A 21,928-nucleotide genomic window follows, 5' to 3' on the forward strand; every position below is an offset into this window, starting at 1 on the left:
CGATACATTTAACCTGGTCAAAAGAGAGTCGATAGTCATGTTGCCAAAAATTACCTCAATGAAGGTCGTACCCGTCGCCGGTTACGACGGTTTTTTGCTCAACCTGAGCGGTGGCCACGCGCCCTGGTTCATTCGCTGCGTCGTGATTCTTGAAGACGATGCCGGTAACAAGGGCGTGGGCGAGATTCCGTCGAGCGAGGGCATTCTCAAGGGCCTCGAGCAGTGCCGCGATATCGTCGAAGGCTCCAGCATCAACGGCTTCAAACAGACGCTCAACAACGCCCGGGTGGCGCTGGCCAGAAACGGTCGCGAAGAGCGCGGCCGCCAAACCTTCGATCTGCGCGTCGCGGTTCACGTCATTACGGGGCTGGAGTCGGCGCTGCTCGATCTTTATGGCCAGGCGGTAGGGCTTCCGGTGGCGGATCTTTTGGGTCAGTACGGCCGCCAGCGCGATGAGGTCGAGGCGCTGGGTTACCTGTTTTTGCTGGGTGACCCGGATAAAACCGATCTGCCCTATCCGAAAGCCACGGCGCCGGCGGATGCCTGGGACGAAGTGCGCTACCAGGAGGCGCTGACGCCGGATGCGGTCGCCAACCTGGCCAAGGCAGCTTATGAGCGTTACGGCTTCAAGGACTTCAAACTCAAGGGGGGCGTGCTGCGCGGCGAAGAAGAGGCCGACTGCATCCGCGCGCTTCACGACGCCTTCCCGGAGGCGCGGTTGACGCTGGACCCCAACGGCGCCTGGACACTCGATGAGGCGGTACGGGTTCTGGATCCCATCAAGCACCTTTTGAGCTACGCCGAAGACCCCTGCGGCCAAGAGGAGAGCTACTCCGGGCGTGAAACCATGGCCGAGTTCAAAAAGCGTACGGGCCTGCCCACCGCGACCAACATGATCGCAACGGACTTCAAACAGCTGCAGTACGCGGTTCAGCTCAACGCGGTGGATATTCCGCTGGCCGACTGCCACTTCTGGACCATGCAGGGTGCGGTGATGGTTGGTGAGCTTTGTAACGAGTGGGGGATGACCTGGGGGTCGCACAGCAACAACCACTTCGATATCTCGCTTGCCATGATGACTCACGTCGCCGCGGCGTGCCCGGGGGAGATTACCGCGATCGACACCCACTGGATCTGGCAGGACGGCCAGCGCATCACCAGGGAGCCGTTCCAGATTCGCGATGGCAAACTCACCGTGCCGAAAACGCCGGGTCTGGGCGTCGAGCTCGATGAAGAGAAGCTAATGGAGGCACATCGCCTGTACAAGTCGTTGGCCGTCACTCAGCGCAACGACGCCATGGCGATGCAGTATCTGATCCCCGATTGGGCGTTCGATCCCAAGCGCCCGGCGCTGGCTCGCTGAGTGAAATAACGCATTTGAAGTATCGCAAGAGGGCAGCCTGACAAGCAGGCTGCTTTTTTTTGCCATTCAGGGTTGTTTCGCTCATCGCGCTTATTTTTTAATTCGCTGTTTTATAAAATAATTTTCTAAGTCACGAAGCGCCTCTACCCACTTTTTTTGGGGTTTTAGTGCTACTTATAATTCAGGCGGAAACTGTATGGACCATAGTCGTATATTAAAACGCTGTAACCACGTCTAACTTGTAGTTGTATGATTAAATACATATTACTTTAAAAAGGTTTTTGTCTTAAATAAACAAAAGCTTAAGCGCTATTATTTTAATAAAAATGGAGCGAACGATGAAAAAAACCAAAAAGCTACTTTTGAGCGCTACCTCACTTTGCCTGGTGATGGCAGCCAGTAGTGCGTTAGCCGAGGAGTTCAGGGGGCCGGTAAGAATCGTGGTGCCGTTTGCGCCGGGCGGCACCTCTGACATTCTCGCCCGCTATATAGCCCCGGAGCTGTCTGACGCGATCGGCCAGCCCGTGATCGTAGAAAACAAGGCAGGCGCAGGGGGCAACATCGGCGCCGATTACGTTGCGAAAGCGACACCCAACGGGCATACGCTGCTTCTTTCCGATTTAACGGCGCTTTTGGCCGCTCCCAGTGTTTTGGAAAGTGTGGCATACGATATCGAAAATGATCTGGCGCCCGTCACCATGGTGTCATACTCGCCTTACGTATTGGGGGTGTCTCAGCGTAACGAGTTCGCTGACTTCGATGAATTACTCGAGTACTCCCGCAATAACCCCGGCGACATTTCTGTTGCCACTTCGGGAGTGGGCGCGAACAACCACATCACCACCGAGCGTTTGATTCAACATCTGGACCTGGACTGGAACGTCATCGCTTATCGCGGCGGCTCCGATGCCACCCGCGCCGTAGTGTCGGGGGAAAGCGATATGCTGCTGAACGGTACGACTGCGTCACTGCCTTTCGTGCTGAGCGGCCAAATGAGTGCGTTGGCGGTAACGGGGGAGGAGCGTCTTGAAGAGCTGCCGGATATTCCTACCTTTCGAGAGCTAGGCCTTCCAGGCGAGCTGGACGGCACTTATCAGGGTATCTTGATAACGGCCGGTAGCCCGCCCAAGGTCGTCGAGCGGCTTCAAAAAGAGCTTACCGCGATTCTTGCCACAGAAGAGATCCAGTCTAGAATCGCCGAGCAGGGTGGCCAGGCTCGGCCATCCGACTCACCCGAGCAGCTTCAGGAATGGATGGCTACGCAGAAAAGCGAGCTGGCGCGCTTCATCGAAAGCGCCGGTATCGGTCAGTAATTATCATCAATGTCCATTGTATAAAAAATACATCCTGCTCTTTGGAGCGGGATGTTACGCCCTGATGATAAGAGATAGGCACCATGCGAGTAATAACCAACAGAGATTTTCTTGCAGGATTAATGTGTCTCATCGTATCGGTGCTGGTGCTTTGGCAGGCACAGGACTACAGCATGGGAACACTTCGCAATATGGGGCCGGGGTATTTACCACGCTTTCTGGGTTTTTCGCTCGGCTTTCTTGGCTTGGCGACCATGGGGTTCTCAGCAAGGACTGCCAGCGAGTTTCCCAATATCAACTATAGAGCGTTGGTTTGTATCACGGTCGCTATCCTGGTGTTTGCTCTTTTGATGAGGCCGGCCGGTGTTTTTATCGCCACGATGGCGCTGGTATTGATATGTGGTGTCAGTGAGAAAGCGTTCAGGCCCGTCAGGCTGATTTTAATCGGCATAACGCTTTGTTTGTTGTCGTATGTCGTTTTCATTGTTGGTCTTAATATGCCGATCCGCCTTTTTCCCTGGAGTTTCTAATGGAAATTTTAAATAATTTGGCGCTTGGTATATCCGTTGCTTTTACGCTCGAAAATCTCATGTACTGCGCCCTGGGGGTCACGGTAGGCATGTTCATCGGGGTCATTCCCGGTGTAGGGCACCTGGCGGCGATCTCCATGCTGCTTCCCTTGACCTATTACGTACCGGCCACCACGGCGCTGGTCATGTTGGCGGGTATCTATTATGGCGCCCAATACGGTGGCTCTACGGCGGCCATACTGCTGAACTTGCCCGGCACGCCTTCTTCCTCGGTCGTTTGCCTCGATGGTTACCCCATGGCCAAGCAGGGGCGAGCCGGGGTCGCCTTGTTCATGACCACGATCGCTTCCTTCGTGGGGAGTTTCATTACCGTTATCGTGCTGGCGGCCTTTGCGCCACCGCTTGCGAATTTTGCCGTGGCTTTCAACTCCGCCGACTATTTCGCCATGATGCTTTTGGGGCTCGTAGCCGCCGCTATTCTAGTACAAGGGTCGCCGGCAAAAGGACTCGCCGCCGTCGTGTTCGGGTTGATTCTGGGCGTTGTCGGTACCGATGTGAGTACGGGTATTCAGCGCTATACCTTCGGTTTAACGTTCCTCTATGACGGGCTCAACATCGTCGCGATCGCCATGGGGATTTTCGGGGTGACCGAAGTCATCGCCAACGTAGGTAAAGTCGTTCAAGTCAAAAACGATAAAAAGATTACCTTTCGGTCACTCTTGCCAACCCGGCGCGATATGAAGGAGAGCATTTTCCCCATGTTGCGAGGTACGGGTATCGGAACAGGTATCGGGATACTACCCGGCACGGGTACCTCCATCGGCTCGTTCATTGCCTACGCGTTGGAAAAAAGGATTTCGAAAAATCCGGAAAAGTTTGGCAAGGGTGCAATCGAAGGGATTACTGCCCCTGAAAGTGCCAATAACGCAGCGGCTCAATCGGCGTTTATTCCTACCCTTACGCTGGGGATACCCGGTGACGCTGTGATGGCACTCATGCTGGGTGCTCTTTTGATACACGGTATTACGCCAGGGCCTAACGTGATTTCCGATAGCCCGGATCTTTTCTGGGGGCTGGTCATCAGCTTTTTGATCGGCAACGTACTTCTTTTGATTCTCAATATACCCATGGTAGGGCTATGGGTAAGGCTTTTAAAAATCCCGTATCCCATTTTATATCCTGCCATCATCCTGTTTATCGTCATTGGTGTGTACAGCATCAACTACTCCGACATGGACATCATGCTGGTCGCACTGTTTGGCGTGTTTGGTTGTGTATTCTTGTTACTGGGCTTCGAACCTGCACCATTATTATTAGGCTTCATTCTTGGGCCCATGATGGAGGAGAACTTTCGCCGTGCCATGCTGCTTAGTCGTGGGGATTTGATGGTCTTTTTGGAAAGGCCCGTTAGTGCAACGTTCTTTGCCTTGATAGCCGCCTTTATTTGTTGGTCGATATACTCGGCGGTAAAGAAAAAGAAAATGCCTGTCGAAGAAGATGCTAAATAAATCATTTAAATAGTCGGCCTGCACTGAATGGCGTTTCTTATAGCAAGACGTTAGATGAGAAGGAAGTCGTAAAGCGGTAGAGGGTGACGGTTAATCCTTAGCCTAAAGTCTAGAAGAATGATTGTATGATGTATGACAATATGGCCTCAAGGCTGAACGCAGTTGCCTCAATAGGCGATACACAGGTGATGAGCGTCAATCCTATCACCGCCGGCTATGGTGGCTTACCGCATAAACAAAAAGGGACTCGCAATGAATTTCTCTAAAGAATCGCTCAAGGCTTCTATTACTGATGGTCTACTGTCATTTCCTATTACGGACTTCGACTCCGATGGCGGGTTCGATGTCGAAAGTTACCGTAAGCGGCTGTTATGGTTGAAAGAGTATGAGGTTTCTGCGCTTTTTGTTGCGGGCGGTACCGGTGAGTTTTTCAACTTAACGCTTGAAGAGTACCGTCGAGTCGTCGAAGTAGCGGTGGAAACCATCGGCGGCCATGTTCCCATCATCGCCAGTGCCGGTCAGAGCGCCGAGCTTGCTCGCCAGCATGCGAAGATCGCTCAGGACGCCGGTGCCGACGGCATTCTTTTGATGCCTCCGTACCTGACCGAGTGCTCACAAGAAGGCATCGTCGATTACGCGGCCAGCGTTTGTAATTCGACCGACCTGGGCGTTATTTACTACAACCGCGCCAATGGCTACCTGAACGTCAATGCCGTCAAGTCGTTGGCAGAGCAGTGTGACAACCTGGTGGGTTTGAAAGATGGCAAGGGCGACATGCAATCGCTCAATATCACGATCAAGACGATCGGTGATCGCTTGGCCTATGTCGGGGGCGTCCCTACCGCCGAGATCATCGCGGAGGCTTACCTGGCCATTGGGGTGAGCACTTACTCTTCTGCGGTCTTCAATTTCGTCCCTGACATGGCCGTCAAGTTTTACAAGGCGCTGCGTCAAGGTGATAGCGACTTTATCAGTAAAGCGACGCGTGAGTTTTTCATTCCCTTTGTCACGCTGCGCGATACCACCCCGGGTTACGCCGTTAGTCTGATCAAGGCCGGTGCCGACATCGTAGGCTACCCGGCGGGTAACGTCAGAGTGCCTTTGACCATGCCTAACGATGAACAGGTAAGCCAGCTCAAAAAGCTGGTCGAGAATGCCAAGTCGCTCTAAAAAATGGGCATGCCTTGCAAGAGAGGTGGCTTTATTTGCGGGCTTCTCTTGCGCTATTGAATAAGTAAAGGTCTACGCGACGATAGACTGATGTAGAGGTGTTTATGCCAAGCCAGGGTACTCCCACCATTATCGAAATGCGTGTCATCCCGGTCGCGGGTCGCGACAGCATGTTGCTCAATATCGGTGGGGCGCACTCTCCCTACTTTACTCGCAACCTGATCATCCTTAAGGACAGTGCCGGTAATGTGGGCGTGGGCGAAGCACCGGGGGGAGATACGATCCAGCAGTCGCTCGAGCAGTCCAGAGAGCGTGTGATTGGCCAGTCGATTGGCAAGCTGCGCTCAGTGGTCGCCTCTTTGAACAGTGCCGGTCAGAGCGCGGACTTCGAGGATTTCGGCAAAGGCTCCTGGACGTTCGAGCTGCGCGTCAATGCGGTGGCCGCCCTTGAAGCGGCCTTGCTCGATTTGCTGGGCAAGTTTTTGGACGTACCCGTCGCCGAGCTTTTGGGAAATGGCAAACAGCGCGACAGCGTGGACGTGCTGGGTTATCTCTTCTTTATTGGCGATGGACATGCTACACCGCTGGATTTCAGGCGTGGTACTGAAGGCGTGAGTCACGATTGGTATCGCCAGCGCGACGAAGCGGCAATGACGCCGCAGCGTATCGTCGAACTGGCCGAGGCCGCTCACGACCGCTACGGCTTCAAGGACTTCAAGCTCAAGGGCGGGGCGCTACCTGGCGAGCAGGAGATCGAAGCCGTGACGGCGCTTCATAACGCGTTTCCCGACGCGCGAACCACGATTGACCCCAATGGCGCCTGGTCCTTGCAGCAGGCTATTGCGCTTTGCAAGGACCTTCATGGCGTCATTGCGTATGCAGAAGACCCTTGTGGCGCGGAGCAGGGCTTTTCGGGGCGCGAGATTTTGGCGGAATTCCGCCATGCGACCGGGTTGCCCGTCGCGACCAATATGGTCGCCACTAACTGGCGTGAAATGGCGCACGCCTTGATGCTGCGTTCCGTGGATATTCCGCTTGCCGACCCGCATTTCTGGACCCTATCCGGCGCGGTGCGTGTTTCACAGCTTTGCCAGGACCACGGTATGACCTGGGGCTCCCACTCCAACAACCATTTCGATATATCGCTTGCCATGTTTGCGCAGGTGGGGGCCGCCGCAGTAGGCCGTACGACGGCGCTCGATACGCACTGGATTTGGCAGGAAGGCGATGCACGCTTGACGCGTAACCCGCCGGAAATCGCCAATGGCAAAGTGGCGGTTACCGATGCGCCCGGCCTTGGGGTGGAAATCGATATGCAAGCGATCGAAAAAGCCCACGAGCTCTATCGCCGCTTACCGGCAGGCGGGCGCGACGATGCCACCGCCATGCAGTATTTGATCGATGGCTGGACATTCGATCCCAAGCGACCCGCGCTGGTTCGCTAAGTGGTGCTGTCCCGGGGCGTTCAAACGTAACCCTGGGCTTCTAAATCCGAGTGAGAGGTGCATTAACAATGAAAAAACTACTAAGCAATTTGACGCTCGCCATCGGGGTTGTTGTCGCAGGCCAAGCAATGGCGGATTACCCCACGAAAAATATCAGTATGATCGTGCCGTTCTCCGCCGGTGGCGGTAACGATACCTTTGTCCGAGCGCTTCAACCGCTAATCGAAGAGCAGTTTGACGGTACCCTGGTCATTCGCAATATCGCCGGCGGCGGCGGCGCCGTGGGTATGTCCCGCGCCGTTGCCTCGCCGGCCGACGGTTACACGCTGCTGGCCGCCAGCAACGCCATGCTGACGCTTGAAGCGATGGGTAACGTCGCTTTTACCCACGATGATTTCGACTTCATTGCCAAGATCATTGAAGAACCCTATTTGATTGCGGTGAGTAGCGAGAGCCCCTACCAGGATATCGAGAGTCTGGCCGAGGCCGCGGCGTCTGAATCCATTCGTGTGGGCTCTTCCGGCGTGGGCTCTTCTGCCTATATTACCGCCAACGCCATTGCTAACCGTACCGAAGCCAACTTTAACCTGATTCCTTATCCCGGTGGCTCCGAAGCTATCTCTGCGGCCATGGGAGGTCACGTAGAGGCCGTCGTGCTGGGGGGCGCAGAACTTCGCTCGGCGCTCGAGTCGGGGCGTTTGAACGCCCTGGCGACGACCTACGCCGAACGCAGCGATAACCTGCCGGACGTGCCGACGTTTCAGGAGTCCGGGTACGACCTAACGCTTACCGTTTGGCGGGGTATCGTCGGTCCGAAAGGCCTGCCCGAAGAAGTGAAAGAGCAGTGGGTGGCCGCCATTCAGCAAATCGTCGAAGACGGCTCTTACGAGCAAACAGCGAACAACCTGGGAACCGAGCTTGCGCCGCTCTACGGCGACGAGCTCGATGCTTTCATCGACGAGTCCGCCGCGGTCATGCGCGAAGCAGCGGGTGATTTGGCAAACTAATCGTGAAAGAGGCGCGCTGGCAGGCATCGCCTGCCAGCGGGGATGTTTTCGGCGCTACTGATCTGGCGTAAAAGCGACTGGGTAACATTATGGAACGTGATATTGGAAAACCGCTGTTTAATGTTTTTCTACTAATTGCTTCAGCCAGTGCGTTCGTTGCTGCTTCAGCGCTGCCTAACGTTGAAATACCCGGTGATCTTTCTGCCGCTTTTTTTCCAAAGCTTCTTTCTGGCCTCGTTTTTATCCTGGCCATCCCCTGTCTGATCAAAGACTTTCAGGAATGGAAAAGCCCGGAAAGCAAGAGCCCGGAGAGCAATAGTAGAAGTGGCGACAAAACATCATCGGCTTCGGGGCGTGTACGTAGCATCGCCCAATGGTCGTTTATCATCGTTTTGCTGATTGCCTATATTTTAGCGTTCGAGCGGCTTGGATATATTATTAGCACATCATTATTTACCTTTTTTTGCGTAATGGGGCTGGTAATGATTAGCGGTACCTGGGCGACGTTATCGACGCCGCAAAAAGGGGGGTCGGTACTCTCTGGTGCGGTTTTTTCGGTAGTACTCGCAAGCGCCATCTTTTATGTGTTTACCGAACTTTTCCAAATTCCGCTCCCATCGTGACCGGACATTCTTACTTCTTGATATTTAGGAGGCTTGCATGATTTCCGGTTATCTCGATGGCTTGGGTATGGTGTTACAGCTGAGTACTTTGCTGGCCATTGCCGGTGGGACTCTTTTGGGTATTATCATGGGGTCGCTGCCGGGGTTGACCTCGGCGATGGCGATTGCCCTGTTGCTACCCGTGACTTTTGGTATGCCCCCCGTGGCGGGGATTGGCATGCTGCTCGGCGCCCTTTGCGGCGCGGGCGCCAGTGGTTCTATACCCGCCATTTTGTTGAATATTCCGGGCACGCCTTCGTCGGTGGCCACCACCTTCGATGGCTTCCCCATGGCGCAGAAAGGTGAAGCAGGGCGCGCGCTCGGCTTGGCAATCGTGGCCTCTTTCTTTGGCGGCGTCGCCAGCATGGTGATACTGAGCCTGCTGGCGCCGCCCATTGCTGAATTTGCGCTGCGGTTTGGGCCGGCAGAGTACTTCTCGCTGAGTGTTTTCGGTCTGGTGATCATCGCCTCGGTGGCGGGTAAGTCGCTCATCAAGGGTTTGATCGCCGGCATTATCGGTTTTTTTATCGCTACTGTCGGAACCGACCCGATTACCGGGGTCAATCGCTTTACCTTCGATGAGCTCTCTCTTCTGACCGGGGTAAGCCTTTTGCCGGCCTTGATCGGCCTATTCGCGGTTTCCCAGGTCCTCAAGGATGCGTTTGAGTACGACCCTAACGAGCGCATCAAGGAGAGTGCTCACCGGATCGATATCGCCCGCCCGCGTTTTATCGAAACGTTAAAAAACTGGAAGGCCGTACTGGTCGGGGTCGCGTCGGGCTCGGTGGTCGGCCCCATACCTGGCGCTGGCGGTAGTATTGCGTCTCTGGTGGCCTACGATCAAACGCGGCGCTTTTCGAAATCCCCCGAGAAGTTTGGTACCGGTCACGCGCCGGGTATCGTGTCCGTCGAAAGCGCGAATAACGCTTTGCTGGGGGGCGCGCTGATTCCTACCCTGGCCTTGGGTATTCCCGGCGAGGCTGCCACTGCCGTGCTACTCGGCGGGCTCATGATTCAAGGCATTACGCCTGGACCTCTACTCTTCGCCGATCAAAGCGGCACCGTTTACGGTATCTTTCTCGCCTACCTGGTGGCGAATGTCTTCATGCTTTTGATCATGTGTCTGGGCATTAAGTTATTTATCCGTGTTCTGACGGTGCCAAGAAAACAACTTTTAGCCGCCATTCTAGTATTTTGTTTTATCGGTGTTTATGGCGTCGATGGCGATGTCTTCAATCTCTATTTGATGCTCGGGTTTGGTGTCCTGGGTTATTTCCTCAATCGTTATAATTTTGGTACGGCGCCGGTCATTTTGGGGCTGATTCTCGGCCCTATTGCCGAGGCGAATCTGCGTCGCGGGCTGCAGTCGTTTCAGGGTGACTGGACCCCTTTTTTCACTCGGCCAATTAGCGTAGCCTTTTTAGTAGTAGCCGTTGGTTTACTTGCTCTGACGTTATGGCAAAACTATCGTTCTAATCAACGAAGCAACACTACCGAAGGCGATAATGTTTAATATTTATAAAGACATCTAACCGAGTATCGATCTGCTAGATTACATACGAGGGACACCGTTTTCGACTCGCCATTTTAAAGCGCAAGTGCTAGCTAAAGTTTGCAAGGGCTGCCTGGTTTAATTGCAAATAAACCAGGGACATTACTCTCATCGCAGGAGGCAAGATGAATTTAACAGGTGAAATGTTAATCGGACAGAAAGCCGTTAAAGGGTCTCGTGATCCTATTCAGGCTATCAATCCCGCAACAAACGAACGCCTGGAGCCTGGCTATGCAGGCGGCACCCAAGCGGAGGTAGATCAGGCATGCCAGCTTGCCTGGGACGCTTTTGATCAGTACCGGGAAACATCGCTTGAAGACCGCGCTGCGTTTCTTGAAACCGTTGCCGACGAAATTGAAGCGCTAGGCGATGCGCTGATCGAGCGGGCCGTTGCCGAGTCGGGGCTGCCCCAGGCGCGTATTCAGGGCGAGCGAGGCCGTACCTGCGGCCAGCTTCGCCTGTTCGCTAAAACCGTGCGTGCCGGCGAGTGGCTGGATGTACGGGTCGACCCGGCCATGCCCGGCCGTGAACCCATGCCGCGTAGCGATCTGCGTCAGCGCCACATCGCGCTTGGCCCGGTGGTCGTATTTGGCGCCAGTAACTTCCCCTTGGCTTTCTCTGTGGCCGGTGGTGACACCGCCTCGGCACTTGCCGCAGGCTGCCCGGTCATCGTGAAAGCCCACGCTGCACACCCGGGTACCGGTGAGCTTGTCGGCCGGGCCATTCAGTCAGCCGTCAAGAAATGCGGTCTCCCCGAAGGTGTCTTCTCGCTACTGTTTGGTTCCGGTCGCGAAGTGGGAACCGCTCTGGTGAGTGATGCACGTATCAAGGCTGCTGGCTTCACTGGCTCGCGTAGCGGCGGTATCGCACTTTGGAAGGCGGCTCAGTCGCGTCCGGAACCCATTCCGTTCTATGCCGAAATGAGCTCGATCAACCCGGTGTTCCCGCTGCCAGAAGCCTTGCAAGCGCGCGGTGAAGAGATGGCTAAAGCGTTCGTTGGGTCGCTCAACATGGGCGCGGGCCAGTTCTGCACCAACCCGGGGCTTGTGATCGCGATTAAAGGGCCAGAGCTTGACGCGTTTGTTCAGACGGCGGGCAACGCCGTCAAAGAGAGCGCGGCTCAGACCATGCTGACCCCGGGTATTTTCGAGGCCTACGAAAAGGGCGTCAAAAACCTGCAGGATAGCGGCAAGGCTCACGAAGTAGCGCGCGGACAAAAAGGCGATAGCCCCAACCAGTGCCAGGCCGGGCTGTTTACGACCAGCGCACAAGACTTCCTGGGTAGCGAAGCGTTGCAGGGGGAAGTGTTCGGTTCGACCTCTCTGGTCGTCGAATGTGCTGACACAGAGGAAATCAAACAGGTGGCCGAGCACCTGGAAGGGCAGCTTACCGTGACGCTGCAAATGGACGACGCCGACCTCGAGGCCGCGCGTAAGCTTCTGCCCACGCTCGAGCGCAAAGCTGGCCGTATCTTGATCAATGGCTGGCCGACCGGTGTCGAGGTGTGCGATGCCATGGTGCATGGTGGCCCGTTCCCGGCGACGTCGGATTCTCGGACGACCTCGGTCGGAACGGCGGCTATTTACCGCTTCCTGCGTCCGGTGTGCTATCAGGATCTGCCGGATGCGCTGCTCCCCGAAGCGATCAAACAGAGCAATCCGCTGAGCTTGAACCGCTTGGTAGATGGCAAGCGCGAGCAGTAATCGGTTAGCGATCTTCGTGCAACCGTTTCAAAGGCCACCTTCGGGTGGCCTTTTTAATCATAGCGACCAAGGAGGAATAGCTATGTAGATGTGTTAAAGCTAACGTAATAAAGATACTATGTATTATGTTTTGAGGTGATCATGACTAGAGTGACGTTTGAAACCTTGCTGAACACGCTTGAAAACGTTTTTTTAAAAGCGGGGTTGAGCGAGGAGTGCGCGAAAACCTGCGCGCGTATCCACACCGAGAGCACCCAGGACGGTGTTCACTCCCATGGCATCGGCCGCGTTCCGCGTTTCGTCGAGTTCGTAGAACAGGGCTTTGTCGATATTACGGCCTCACCCACTAGCGTGCAGACACTCGGGGCCATCGAGGTACTGGATGGCAACATGGGCATTGGTATCACTAACGCCTTGCACGCCACCGAACGGGCCATGGAGCTAGCGAAAGAGCACGGGATGGGGTTAGTGGCTTTGCGTAATACCACCCACTGGATGCGCGGCGGAAGCTACGGCTGGCATGCCGTCGAGCAGGGGTTTGCTACGATCATGTGGACGAACACCGAGTCGTGTATGCCTGCCTGGGGGGCGACCTCCCAAGCTGTGGGAAACAATCCGCTCGTCATGGGGGTGCCCTACGAAAAGGGGCCTCTGGTACTGGACATGGCGATGTCCCAGTTCTCCTATGGCAAGCTTCAAACGACGCAGTTAAAAGGCGAGCAACTGCCCGTCGATGGTGGCTTCGACGCTGACGGGGAGCTCAGCCGGGACCCGGCAGCCATTGCGGCAACGCGGCGATTATTGCCAACCGGATATTGGAAAGGCTCGGGGTTGGCTATCTTACTCGATGCATTAGCCTCTTTGTTGGCCCAGGGAAATCCGAGCCACGAAATCGATAAGGTCCAACGCGGCAGCGGTGGCGGTAGCTGTCAAATATTCATGGTGTTCGATCCTCGCCAGTTGGGAGGCAAAGCGTCCTGCGATGCGATTGTCGAGGGGATCCAGGCCCACTTGAAAGCAGCGGTGCCAGCAGAACAAGGCCGCACCGTCCGGTGGCCCGGCGAATCGACGTTTCATAATCGCAATGCAAAAGAGCTTATTAATATCGACGATCAGTTATGGCAGTCGGTTATTGAACTTGCAGGTTAGCGTTATAAAGATAGGTGTTTAATTGTTCGGGCTAATATTTAACAGTTTTTTGGGGTTTTCTAATAAAAGTTAAAACTATTTGAATATGACTCATTTGCACCCGACAAAGGGGTTGCCGGGATCAGGGTTTAAGCCTTAGTGGGAACGGGTGGTAGGATGATATGCGATTATAAATTAGTGCCTGTTTATCGAACACTCATGAAAATGGCGCGATACATTTTATTGAATGCAAACAAAGGATGTCGGGCATGGCCACGCAAACGCCTCTAACAACGCCATTTAAAGTCAACAAGGTTCCTCAGCAGGGTAGTTTATCCGTACACGTGGCAGAGCAGCTTGAAACGTTGATTGTGCAGGGCAAAGTAGCGGTAGGAGATAAACTGCCCACCGAAAACAGTCTTTGCGAGTCCTTTGGCGTGAGCCGCACTGTTATTCGGGAAGCCATTACGCATCTCAAGTCATTGGGTTTGGTCGAAACACGCCGTGGTGTGGGCACGACCATTTTGCGCACCTCCAAAGTGGAGGCGCGCCCGGCAGAGCGCATTAAACCTACGACGGTCGAGGATATTTTACACCTTTTAGAACTACGTTTGACGCTGGAGCCTGCCGCGGCAGAGCTTGCCGCTTTACGCCACGATGAACAGGATAAAGCGACGCTGGAGTCTCAGCACCAGGGGTTCATCAAGGCATATACGGCGAATGCTCAGGCCCGGGAAGAGGACTATCTCTTTCATTTTACGATTGCCAAGGCAACCAAGAATCCGTTTTTCGAGTCGTTCTATGAGCAGTGGAGCCAAAGTGTGATCCCCCGCGCCAAGCTCATGAGTAGCGATATCAATCCGGTGTCTTCTCAGCGCTACCTGGAGCAGGTGCAAAAGGAGCACGCGCGCATACTCGAAGCCATTTTGGCGCGCGATGGTAACGCCGCGCAAAAAGCCATGCAGCAGCATCTCACGCGCGCGCGGGATACCTACGCGCAGTACCGCGACTAGGCGTAGTCAGCGGCCTTCAAGGCGTCTCGCGCCGGGCCCGTGCGTGAGCGCTAACATCGGCGCTGTTTTCTCATCCGGCGATCTACGGGCCTTTTTGGTTTCACCTTTATTAGCAAAGCGCTATTTGTGGGCTTTGCAAAGCTCCCCTACGCTGAAAACGTATCGTGTTAGTTAACTCACGTTAATTTTTTCTAAAGGAGTAGATCATGGCGGGCCAAAAGGTACTCAAAATGTCCTTGAAGCCGGCGCCGCTTCGGTGGGCGGTGGGCGCGGCGTTTTTAGCGATGGCGGCCGGGGCGCAGGCCGACGTCAGCGTGGTGGAAGAGAGCATGGCCACGGATGTGGAAAGCGAGGAGACCACGTTCGACGTCACGCGCGTCGTTGGCGGGCTGGAGCATCCCTGGGGCGTGGCCTGGCTGCCGGATGGTCGCATGCTGATCACCGAGCGCCCGGGTCGGCTTCAATTGATCGATGGCGACACCGTCACCTCGCTCGATAACCTGCCGAAAACCGACTTGGAGGAAGACGATGATTCCGCCGTCCAGGGCGGCAACCAGGGCGGGTTGTTGGATGTCGTGGTGCATCCGGACTATGCCGACAATGGCTGGGTCTACTTCACCTACTCAAGCCCTGGTGACCCGCGGGCGTTCAGCACCTACGAGCCGGGTTACGGGACCGGAACCGCGGTGGCGCGCGCACGTATCGACGCGGACAACGCTACGCTGACCGACCTGGAAACCCTTTACACCCAGGTACCGCGTACGCATCCTGGTGCTCACTACGGTTCGCGCATCGTCTTTCCCGGCGACGGCTCGATGATCTTCCCGATCGGCGACCGCAACGTTCAGAACCTGCCCCAGGATCTGACCAACCCCGGCGGCAAGATGATTCGCCTGAATGAAGACGGCGGCGCTCATCCAGACAACCCCTTCATCGGCGTGGAACCCGGCAACCTGCGCCCGGAAATCTACTCTTACGGCCACCGCAATAACCAGGGGCTAGCGCTTCACCCGGAAACCAACGAAGTATGGGCGGTGGATCACGGCCCCAACGGCGGTGACCGCCTCTACCGGGTAGACGAAGGCGCGAACTACGGCTGGCCGATGATCGCTCACGGTACCGAGTACACCACCGAAGAGCATATCGGCCTGGGGCGTGAGGCGCCCGGCTTGACGCCGGCGAATCACATTTGGGAAGACTCCATGGCGCCGTCGGGGCTGGCGTTCTACACCGGCGATGTTGCCGAGTGGCAGAACAATATGTTCGCGGGCTCCCTGAACCGCGAGCAGCTCCACCGCCTCGTGCTGGATGACGACAACCAGATCGTGCATGAAGAGATGCTGCTGGCCGACACCCTGGGCCGCATCCGCGACGTCCGCCAGGGCCCGGATGGCATGCTTTATGTGCTCACCGACGAAGAGGACGGCGGCCTTTATCGTATCGAGCCGCAAAACGCCTCTAGCGAGTAATCGCCGGTGCAAGATGAATACCCCATCGGGCACCTTCGGGTGCCCGATCTCATTGAAAGGCGCGGATGAATTTCAAAACGCTTTCATCCTACGTATAGGCGACGTTCAATCGCCTCGCTTTCTTCAACGGGCGGCTTTGCCCATCCGAACATCCCGCCTGTCGGCGGGGTGAAGACTTCCCAGCCATTATGATCGAACGTGACCAGTGTGGCGCCCATATGGCGTTCGAGCCGCATGAACAGCGCTTGCAACTGCTCGAGAGCCGGCCCGTCGGCCAAGCGTGGCACGCCGATGAGGCGCACGCCGTGCATATGCAAAAGGACGAAGAGGTTGTAGTAACCAAAGGGCTCCGCGAACACCATATCGCCGGGTTTTACCAACAGCCTCAGCAGAAGATCCAGCGCGTGGCTTACGCTGGCGGGCTGTTTGAGCGTGTTCTATCTGCTGCTCCATCAGACAAGGCGTCTTGCCTGATAGACTGCGCGAACGCGTCGATGAGGGTCAGGCTTCTTCGGGAGGGCGTGCCCTGATGTCGGCTCGTGGTTGGATTCATTCAACCTATGTGTAAGCGCGGCGCTACGTTCGAGATGCCTAAATACGTTCGCGCCAGGGCGGCGGTGCCTTGAATGAAACCGTCGCTCAGTGCTTTCGCAGTGGGGCTTTCGGCGTGAGTGACGAGCCAGGCACTTAGCATGATGCGCCGAATCATAATAAACGTATCGAGCGCAGCCTCGTCGTACTCGTCGAAGGTCGCAATATGTCGATAGCCGCGAAGCCACGCTTTGCGCAGTCGGGGGACGAGCGGGTCGAGCTCGAAAAAGCTGACGGCAGCGGCGAAATCGAACGCATACCAGCAAAAGCCGCTGTCGTCGAAATCGATGACCGACAGCCGCTCGGCTTTCACCAGCAGGTTGGCCGGACGCAGGTCGGCGTGTATCAGTCCGTAGCGTCGCTCGTCGCTGCCGTACGCTTCAATGAACCGATAAATCCGCTCGATGGCCCGTTCGATCGCGCGTTCATCCGATGCCGTGATACCCAGGGCCTGGCGCCAGTCGCCCCAGAGAGCGTTCGGTCCGATCATCGTCTCCAGGTCCCATCGTTTGCGAACGAACCACGTCGGTGGCTGCCAGGCTTTGCTGTGCTCGTGAAGTGAAGCGGTGATCGCCCCCAGCTTTTCGAACCAGTCGGGCAGCCCTTGGCCCCAGTTCGGGGCTTCCCCTTCGATATACTCGAACGCCACGGCGTAAAAGCAGCGGCCGTCGAGCCGGAGTTGAAGGACCGGGCTGTCTGTGAGGGTAGGCAGCGGTGAAGGTGTTTCGACCCTACGGGCCCGGCGTAGATTGTCGAGCCAGGCAAGCTCCGATTCGATCTCCCTTTTGATTTGATAATGTGGGCGATGTACGCGAAGGGTGTACGTCTGTCCGGTAGCGGGGCTTGCCGCCAAAAAGGTGGCGTTTTCCGAGGTAGTGAGAAGCTTGACGTGCGTATCGCCGGGCAACTGCCAGCAGGGTAGTGCCTGGGTGAGCCGTTCCTGAAGAGCGGACAGCAAGGCCTGGGTGTACATGGCAAAGCTCTCGTTGGCGTTTTAGGATAGAAATGCTCGCCTTGCAAACCACGGGGAGCGCTTAGCTGATCTGGCGCACCAGCAGCCCACTGGTTGGCGCCGCCCAGCGCGTGTCGATGGTAAACACGACGTCGCACACCACCGGCGAATAGTGGCGGCGCACGTGTTCGTCGACCCGGTCGCGAAGGGCGTCCTGGGTGGTCAGCGACATCGCGGCGTCCTCTTTGGGCAGCACGACGTGAACCATCACGTACAAAAGCCGGCCCGGGCGCACGATGCGAACCCGCACCTCGAGCGCATCGATGCTCTCGAGCCCCCTTGCCACGGCTTCACGCACCGGCGCCGCTACCGCTTCCGTGGGGGCCTTGTTGACCAGCTCGCCCAGCGCCTGGCTCGCCATACGGATGGGCACCCCCAGGCAAAGCACCACGACCGCGATCACCAGAATCGAGTCGACATAGGGCAAAACGCGCTCGAATCCCAGCTTATCGAACAGTACTACCAGGCAAAACGCGGTGAGTACCGCCGCCGAGATAATGCTGTTCACCACCCAGTTGAGCTTGTCCGCGGCTACCAGGGGGCTGACCACGTGGCGCTCGCTTTTATGCATCACCCAAGCGGTCAGCGAGCAGGCCAGGGTCGCAAAGCTTGCGTACACGACTGCGATACCCGCGGATATTTCGCGGCCCCCGGTCAAAAGCGCGGCAATCGCATCGACCAGCGCAAAGATCGAGACCCCAAAAATCAAAAGCCCCTTACAGAGGTTGACCACCGATTCGAAGTAGCTGTAGCCAAACGGGTAGGCGTCACTGTCCGGCTGGCTCGCCATCCTGCTCACCTTGATGGTGACCAGCGCGACGACGAAATAGATCATGTTGAAAAGCCCATCGAGCAAAATGGCCTGGGAGTTGGAGGCAAGCGTGGCCGCGATGCCCACGACGCCGATCAAAAGCGCCATGAACGCGGAAAAAGCCAATGTACCGGACTCGGTCTTCACCAATACCTGCTCCTAAAGTGGTGGACAACGCGGCTCAGCATAGCAATTTTCTGGCGTGCCTTCGCCCAAAGCCGGCACCCACCCTTGGCCTTGCAAGCATTTGGTAAGCCGTGAAGAGTTGTACTAGCCTTTCATGACACGCTGTTACCACGTTCAACCAATCTGGAGGGTGAAACGATGCCGCTGCTCAATGCAGGAACTCAGCACGGAACACCGGTCGAGCTTTATTACGAGGTCCACGGCGCAGGTAAGCCGGTGGTGCTGATCCACGGCTGGCCGCTCAGCGGGCGCGCCTGGGAGCCGCAGGTGCCGGCGCTGGTCGAGGCGGGCTATAAGGTCATCACCTATGATCGCCGGGGCTTCGGTAAATCCACCCAGGCTGACGGTGGCTACGATTACGACACCCTGGCGGCGGATCTTAAAAAGCTGCTCGACGCTCTCGACGTTCATGACGCAACGCTGGTCGGTTTCTCCATGGGCGGCGGCGAGGTAGCCCGTTATATCGCAAGCTACGGCACCGAGCGGGTCAGTAAGGCGGTGCTGGCGGCAGCGGTGCCGCCCTATCTTTACAAGGCCGACGACAACCCGGACGGCGGGCTGGACGATGCCACCATCAACCAGTTCCTGGACGGCATTCGGGGCGATCGCCTCGCGTTTTTGGAGGACTTCACCAAAAACTTCTTCGCCGCCGGCGACAAGACCGATCTGATCAGCGAGGCCAACCGTCAGTACCACCGCGACATTGCGGCGTTCGCCTCGCCCAAGGCGACGTTTGATTGCGTCAAGGCCTTCAGCTACACCGACTTTCGCGACGATCTGCCCAAAATGAAGCTACCGACGCTGGTGCTCCACGGCGACGCCGACGGTATCGTACCGGTCGAGGTCAGCGGCAAGCGGGCCAGTGAAACGCTGCCCCATTCGAAGTTCGAGACTATCAGCGGCGGGCCCCATGGCCTCAACGTCACCCACGCTGACGCGTTCAATAAGGCCTTGATCGCGTTTTTAGATAGCGACGAAGGCTAGACGCAAGGACAAGCTCGAGGCATCAAGAAAACGCCGACCTTTTCATAGCGCCGCCGCTTTGTATCAAGAGGCGGCGCTTTTTGCGTTTAGGCCGGGTGGCCTCGCCACCCTCGAAAGCGAAGCTCGCGCGGCGCAGCGGGTGTGTATAATGATTGCCTGAAGTGGCTGTTGCCGGGCGGCCCGCCGAACGGGCTAGCCAGTGATTTGCAGCTGCCCCCCGTTAAGTCAGCAGGCCATCAGAGGGTACGCAGCGGCCAGGAACGCATCGATGCGCTCGGTGCCTGTCTGAACTTGAATCGATTCTTGAAAAGGAGCGGGGCCATGCGCGTCCTAAGCAAACACCGGTTACACAAATGGCCTGAGGCGCTAATGCGCGTCAGCCGACAGGTGTGGTCCTGCGTGACGCCCCGCAAGGAGCGTCTGTGTTTACCTGCGCGTGGCGAGTGTGAGAAGGGCACGGTCTACCTGGTGGGCGCGGGCAGCGGCGATGTCGAGCTTCTAACGCTGAAAGCCGCCAGGCTTTTGATGCAGGCCGACGCCGTGGTTTACGACCGGTTAGTGGACGATGAGGTGCTGGCCCTTATACACCCCGGCGCCGAGCGCTATTACGTGGGCAAGAGCCGCGGCCATCACAGCGTGCCCCAGGCCGAGATCGGCGCGCAGCTGGTCACACTTGCCCGAGCGGGCAAGTCGGTCGTGCGTTTGAAAGGCGGCGACCCGGGCATTTTTGGGCGCATGGGCGAAGAGCTTTGTTCACTGGCCGAGGCGGATATCAAGGCCCGCATCGTGCCCGGTATTACCGCCGCTTCGGCGGCGGCCGCCAGCATGGGTATTCCGCTGACCGACCGCGGCCACGCCCAGCAGCTTCGCTTCATTACCGCCCAGCTCTGTCGTGAAGGCGGCGCGCCGGACTGGCAGGCACTTGCCCGCCAGGACGAAACCCTGGTGTTCTACATGGGGCTTTCAAAGGTCGAGGCGATTTGTCAGAGCTTACGCCAGGCGGGTCTTCCGGGCACCTGGCCGATCATGCTGGTGGCCAACGCCAGCCAACCCGAACAGCAAGCGCTCGTCGGCACGCTCGAGGATATGCCCGCACGCCTGGCGTCGCACCCGCTGCCGTCGCCCTGTTTGATCGTGGTAGGCAGTGTGGTCAGCATGGTGGCGCAAAGCCCCGCAGCGCACTCAGCGGGCATCGTCGAAGCGGTCGACCCGGCGTAGCGTGGGAAAGAGCTTCATCCACGCGCCGACCACGGCCAGTGTGCCGACCCCGCCGATCACCGCCGCCGGTATCACGCCAAAGGCGGCTGCCATGCTCCCGGCGCGAAACTCCCCAAGCTCGTTGCTCGAGCCGATAAACAGCATGTTGACCGCGTTTACCCGGCCCCGCATTTCGTCCGGCGTGGCCAGCTGAATCAGCGTCGTGCGCACGTAAACGCTGATCATGTCCGCCGCCCCCGCCACCAGCATGGCGGCCATCGATACCCAAAAAAGCGTCGAGAAGGCGAATACCAGGTTCGCCACCCCAAAGACCGCCACCGCGGCAAACATCACGTGCCCGGCACGCCGGGTAATGCCCCGCACGCCCAGATAAAGCCCCATCAACAGCGCGCCAATGGCGATAGCGCTTCGCAGCGCCCCTAACCCTTCGGCGCCCACATGCAGCACCTCTTGGGCATAAATGGGCAACAGCGCTACCACGCCGCCCAACAGCACGGCGAAAAGGTCCAGCGAAATGGCCCCCAAAATGATCGGCTGATGGCGAATATAGGCAATACCCGCCGAGAAGCGCTTCCAGGCGGTACTTTCGAGCACCTTCGCTTTCTCGATGTGGCGTACCGGCACCCGCAGCAAAAAACCGAGTGCGACGATAAAGCAACCCAGGCACACCGCGTAGGCAAGCTCTCCGCCGCCCAGGCTATAAAGCACGCCGCCCAGCAGCGGCCCGCTGATGACCGCGACCTTCATGATCGAGCTATTCAGCGCAATGGCTTGGGCAAGCTGGGCACGCGGCACGATATTGGGTAAAAGGCTTTGCAGGGTAGGGCCGGTAAACGCCCGGGCGCAGCCAAAGAGCGCCAGCACCAGATAGATTTCCGTAATGCTTTCATGGGTCGCCTGGGCGAGTACCCATAAAAGCGCGCTGCAAAGCCCCTGTACCGCCCAGCTCAGCAGGAGTATACGCTTGCGCGAGAAACGGTCGACCACGTCACCCGCCGGGAGCAGCAACACGACCATGGGCAGAAACTGGGCCAGCCCCACGTAGGCCAGTGACATTGCATCGCGGGTAATGTCGTACACCTGCCAGGCCACCACGATCGCCTGGATCTGCATGGCAAAGACCGCGGCCAGCCGCGCGAGTAAAAAGCTCAAAAACCCGGGCTGACGGTAAATCGGCGGCGTACAGGGTGTATCAATGGCGTTATTAGGCATGGCGGACTTATTAGCAGGCAAAGAAAAGAGTGTAGCGCATTGCCTTGGGTG

At 57.1% G+C, this 21,928-nt stretch carries 19 protein-coding genes; 15 read left to right on the forward strand and 4 right to left on the reverse strand.

Annotated features, from left to right (window positions below):
* The first annotated feature begins 37 nt into the window (after positions 1–37).
* The 13 genes from ACWHVV_RS04095 (at position 38) to ACWHVV_RS04155 (ending at position 15,863) form a co-directional block, all read left to right on the forward strand.
* Positions 38–1,363 (forward strand): enolase C-terminal domain-like protein, encoded by a 1,326-nt coding sequence (locus ACWHVV_RS04095; RefSeq protein ID WP_447928209.1) that lies wholly within the window; start codon positions 38–40, stop codon positions 1,361–1,363.
* A 338-nt stretch (positions 1,364–1,701) separates the two neighbouring features.
* The gene (locus ACWHVV_RS04100) at positions 1,702–2,676 is read left to right on the forward strand and encodes a Bug family tripartite tricarboxylate transporter substrate binding protein (RefSeq protein ID WP_447928210.1); all 975 of its coding nucleotides are present in this window, start codon (positions 1,702–1,704) and stop codon (positions 2,674–2,676) included.
* Between the two features lie 83 nt (positions 2,677–2,759).
* A complete protein-coding gene (locus ACWHVV_RS04105; RefSeq protein ID WP_447928211.1) occupies positions 2,760–3,206 on the forward strand; it encodes a tripartite tricarboxylate transporter TctB family protein in 447 nt (148 codons plus the stop codon).
* Positions 3,207–3,265: 59 nt separating this feature from the next.
* A complete protein-coding gene (locus tag ACWHVV_RS04110) occupies positions 3,266–4,714 on the forward strand; it encodes a tripartite tricarboxylate transporter permease (RefSeq protein ID WP_447929115.1) in 1,449 nt (482 codons plus the stop codon).
* Between the two features lie 252 nt (positions 4,715–4,966).
* On the forward strand, positions 4,967–5,884 hold the full coding sequence (gene kdgD, locus ACWHVV_RS04115; protein WP_447928212.1) for a 5-dehydro-4-deoxyglucarate dehydratase: 918 nt from the start codon (positions 4,967–4,969) through the stop codon (positions 5,882–5,884).
* A gap of 104 nt (positions 5,885–5,988) precedes the next feature.
* Positions 5,989–7,329, forward strand: a complete 1,341-nt coding sequence (locus ACWHVV_RS04120; RefSeq protein WP_447928213.1) for an enolase C-terminal domain-like protein — start codon at positions 5,989–5,991, stop codon at positions 7,327–7,329.
* 68 nt (positions 7,330–7,397) lie between these two features.
* Positions 7,398–8,336 (forward strand): tripartite tricarboxylate transporter substrate binding protein, encoded by a 939-nt coding sequence (locus ACWHVV_RS04125; RefSeq protein WP_447928214.1) that lies wholly within the window; start codon positions 7,398–7,400, stop codon positions 8,334–8,336.
* 89 nt (positions 8,337–8,425) lie between these two features.
* Positions 8,426–8,959 carry a tripartite tricarboxylate transporter TctB family protein gene (locus ACWHVV_RS04130; protein ID WP_447928215.1) on the forward strand — a complete coding sequence of 178 codons (534 nt, stop codon included), beginning with the start codon at positions 8,426–8,428 and terminating at the stop codon, positions 8,957–8,959.
* Between the two features lie 37 nt (positions 8,960–8,996).
* Positions 8,997–10,511: a tripartite tricarboxylate transporter permease gene (locus ACWHVV_RS04135; protein ID WP_447928216.1), complete on the forward strand. Its 1,515-nt coding sequence runs from the start codon at positions 8,997–8,999 to the stop codon at positions 10,509–10,511.
* 164 nt (positions 10,512–10,675) lie between these two features.
* The gene (locus ACWHVV_RS04140; protein ID WP_447928217.1) at positions 10,676–12,253 is read left to right on the forward strand and encodes an aldehyde dehydrogenase (NADP(+)); all 1,578 of its coding nucleotides are present in this window, start codon (positions 10,676–10,678) and stop codon (positions 12,251–12,253) included.
* Positions 12,254–12,394: 141 nt separating this feature from the next.
* A complete protein-coding gene (yiaK, locus tag ACWHVV_RS04145; RefSeq protein ID WP_447928218.1) occupies positions 12,395–13,402 on the forward strand; it encodes a 3-dehydro-L-gulonate 2-dehydrogenase in 1,008 nt (335 codons plus the stop codon).
* Between the two features lie 239 nt (positions 13,403–13,641).
* A complete protein-coding gene (locus tag ACWHVV_RS04150; RefSeq protein WP_447928219.1) occupies positions 13,642–14,394 on the forward strand; it encodes a FadR/GntR family transcriptional regulator in 753 nt (250 codons plus the stop codon).
* Positions 14,395–14,600: 206 nt separating this feature from the next.
* Positions 14,601–15,863 carry a PQQ-dependent sugar dehydrogenase gene (locus ACWHVV_RS04155; RefSeq protein ID WP_447928220.1) on the forward strand — a complete coding sequence of 421 codons (1,263 nt, stop codon included), beginning with the start codon at positions 14,601–14,603 and terminating at the stop codon, positions 15,861–15,863.
* Positions 15,864–15,946: 83 nt separating this feature from the next.
* Here the strand turns inward: ACWHVV_RS04155 and ACWHVV_RS04160 are convergent, their stop codons facing one another.
* From ACWHVV_RS04160 to ACWHVV_RS04170, 3 genes are all read right to left on the reverse strand, one after another.
* The gene (locus ACWHVV_RS04160; RefSeq protein WP_447928221.1) at positions 15,947–16,243 is read right to left on the reverse strand and encodes a hypothetical protein; all 297 of its coding nucleotides are present in this window, start codon (positions 16,241–16,243) and stop codon (positions 15,947–15,949) included.
* Positions 16,244–16,416: 173 nt separating this feature from the next.
* A complete protein-coding gene (locus tag ACWHVV_RS04165) occupies positions 16,417–17,427 on the reverse strand; it encodes a phosphotransferase enzyme family protein (protein ID WP_447928222.1) in 1,011 nt (336 codons plus the stop codon).
* Between the two features lie 61 nt (positions 17,428–17,488).
* Positions 17,489–18,424, reverse strand: coding sequence for a cation diffusion facilitator family transporter (locus ACWHVV_RS04170; RefSeq protein ID WP_447929116.1), 936 nt, complete (start codon positions 18,422–18,424; stop codon positions 17,489–17,491).
* A gap of 177 nt (positions 18,425–18,601) precedes the next feature.
* Between ACWHVV_RS04170 and ACWHVV_RS04175 the strand changes: the two genes are divergently transcribed.
* Positions 18,602–19,447: an alpha/beta fold hydrolase gene (locus tag ACWHVV_RS04175; protein ID WP_447928223.1), complete on the forward strand. Its 846-nt coding sequence runs from the start codon at positions 18,602–18,604 to the stop codon at positions 19,445–19,447.
* Between the two features lie 321 nt (positions 19,448–19,768).
* The gene (cobA, locus tag ACWHVV_RS04180; protein WP_447928224.1) at positions 19,769–20,665 is read left to right on the forward strand and encodes a uroporphyrinogen-III C-methyltransferase; all 897 of its coding nucleotides are present in this window, start codon (positions 19,769–19,771) and stop codon (positions 20,663–20,665) included.
* Here cobA and ACWHVV_RS04185 read toward each other — a convergent pair.
* A complete protein-coding gene (locus tag ACWHVV_RS04185) occupies positions 20,630–21,877 on the reverse strand; it encodes an MFS transporter (RefSeq protein ID WP_447928225.1) in 1,248 nt (415 codons plus the stop codon). The two genes, cobA and ACWHVV_RS04185, sit on opposite strands and share 36 nt — an antisense overlap.
* Between the last annotated feature and the right edge of the window lie 51 nt (positions 21,878–21,928).

It is taken from the genome of Vreelandella sp. EE27 (genome assembly GCF_968206495.1).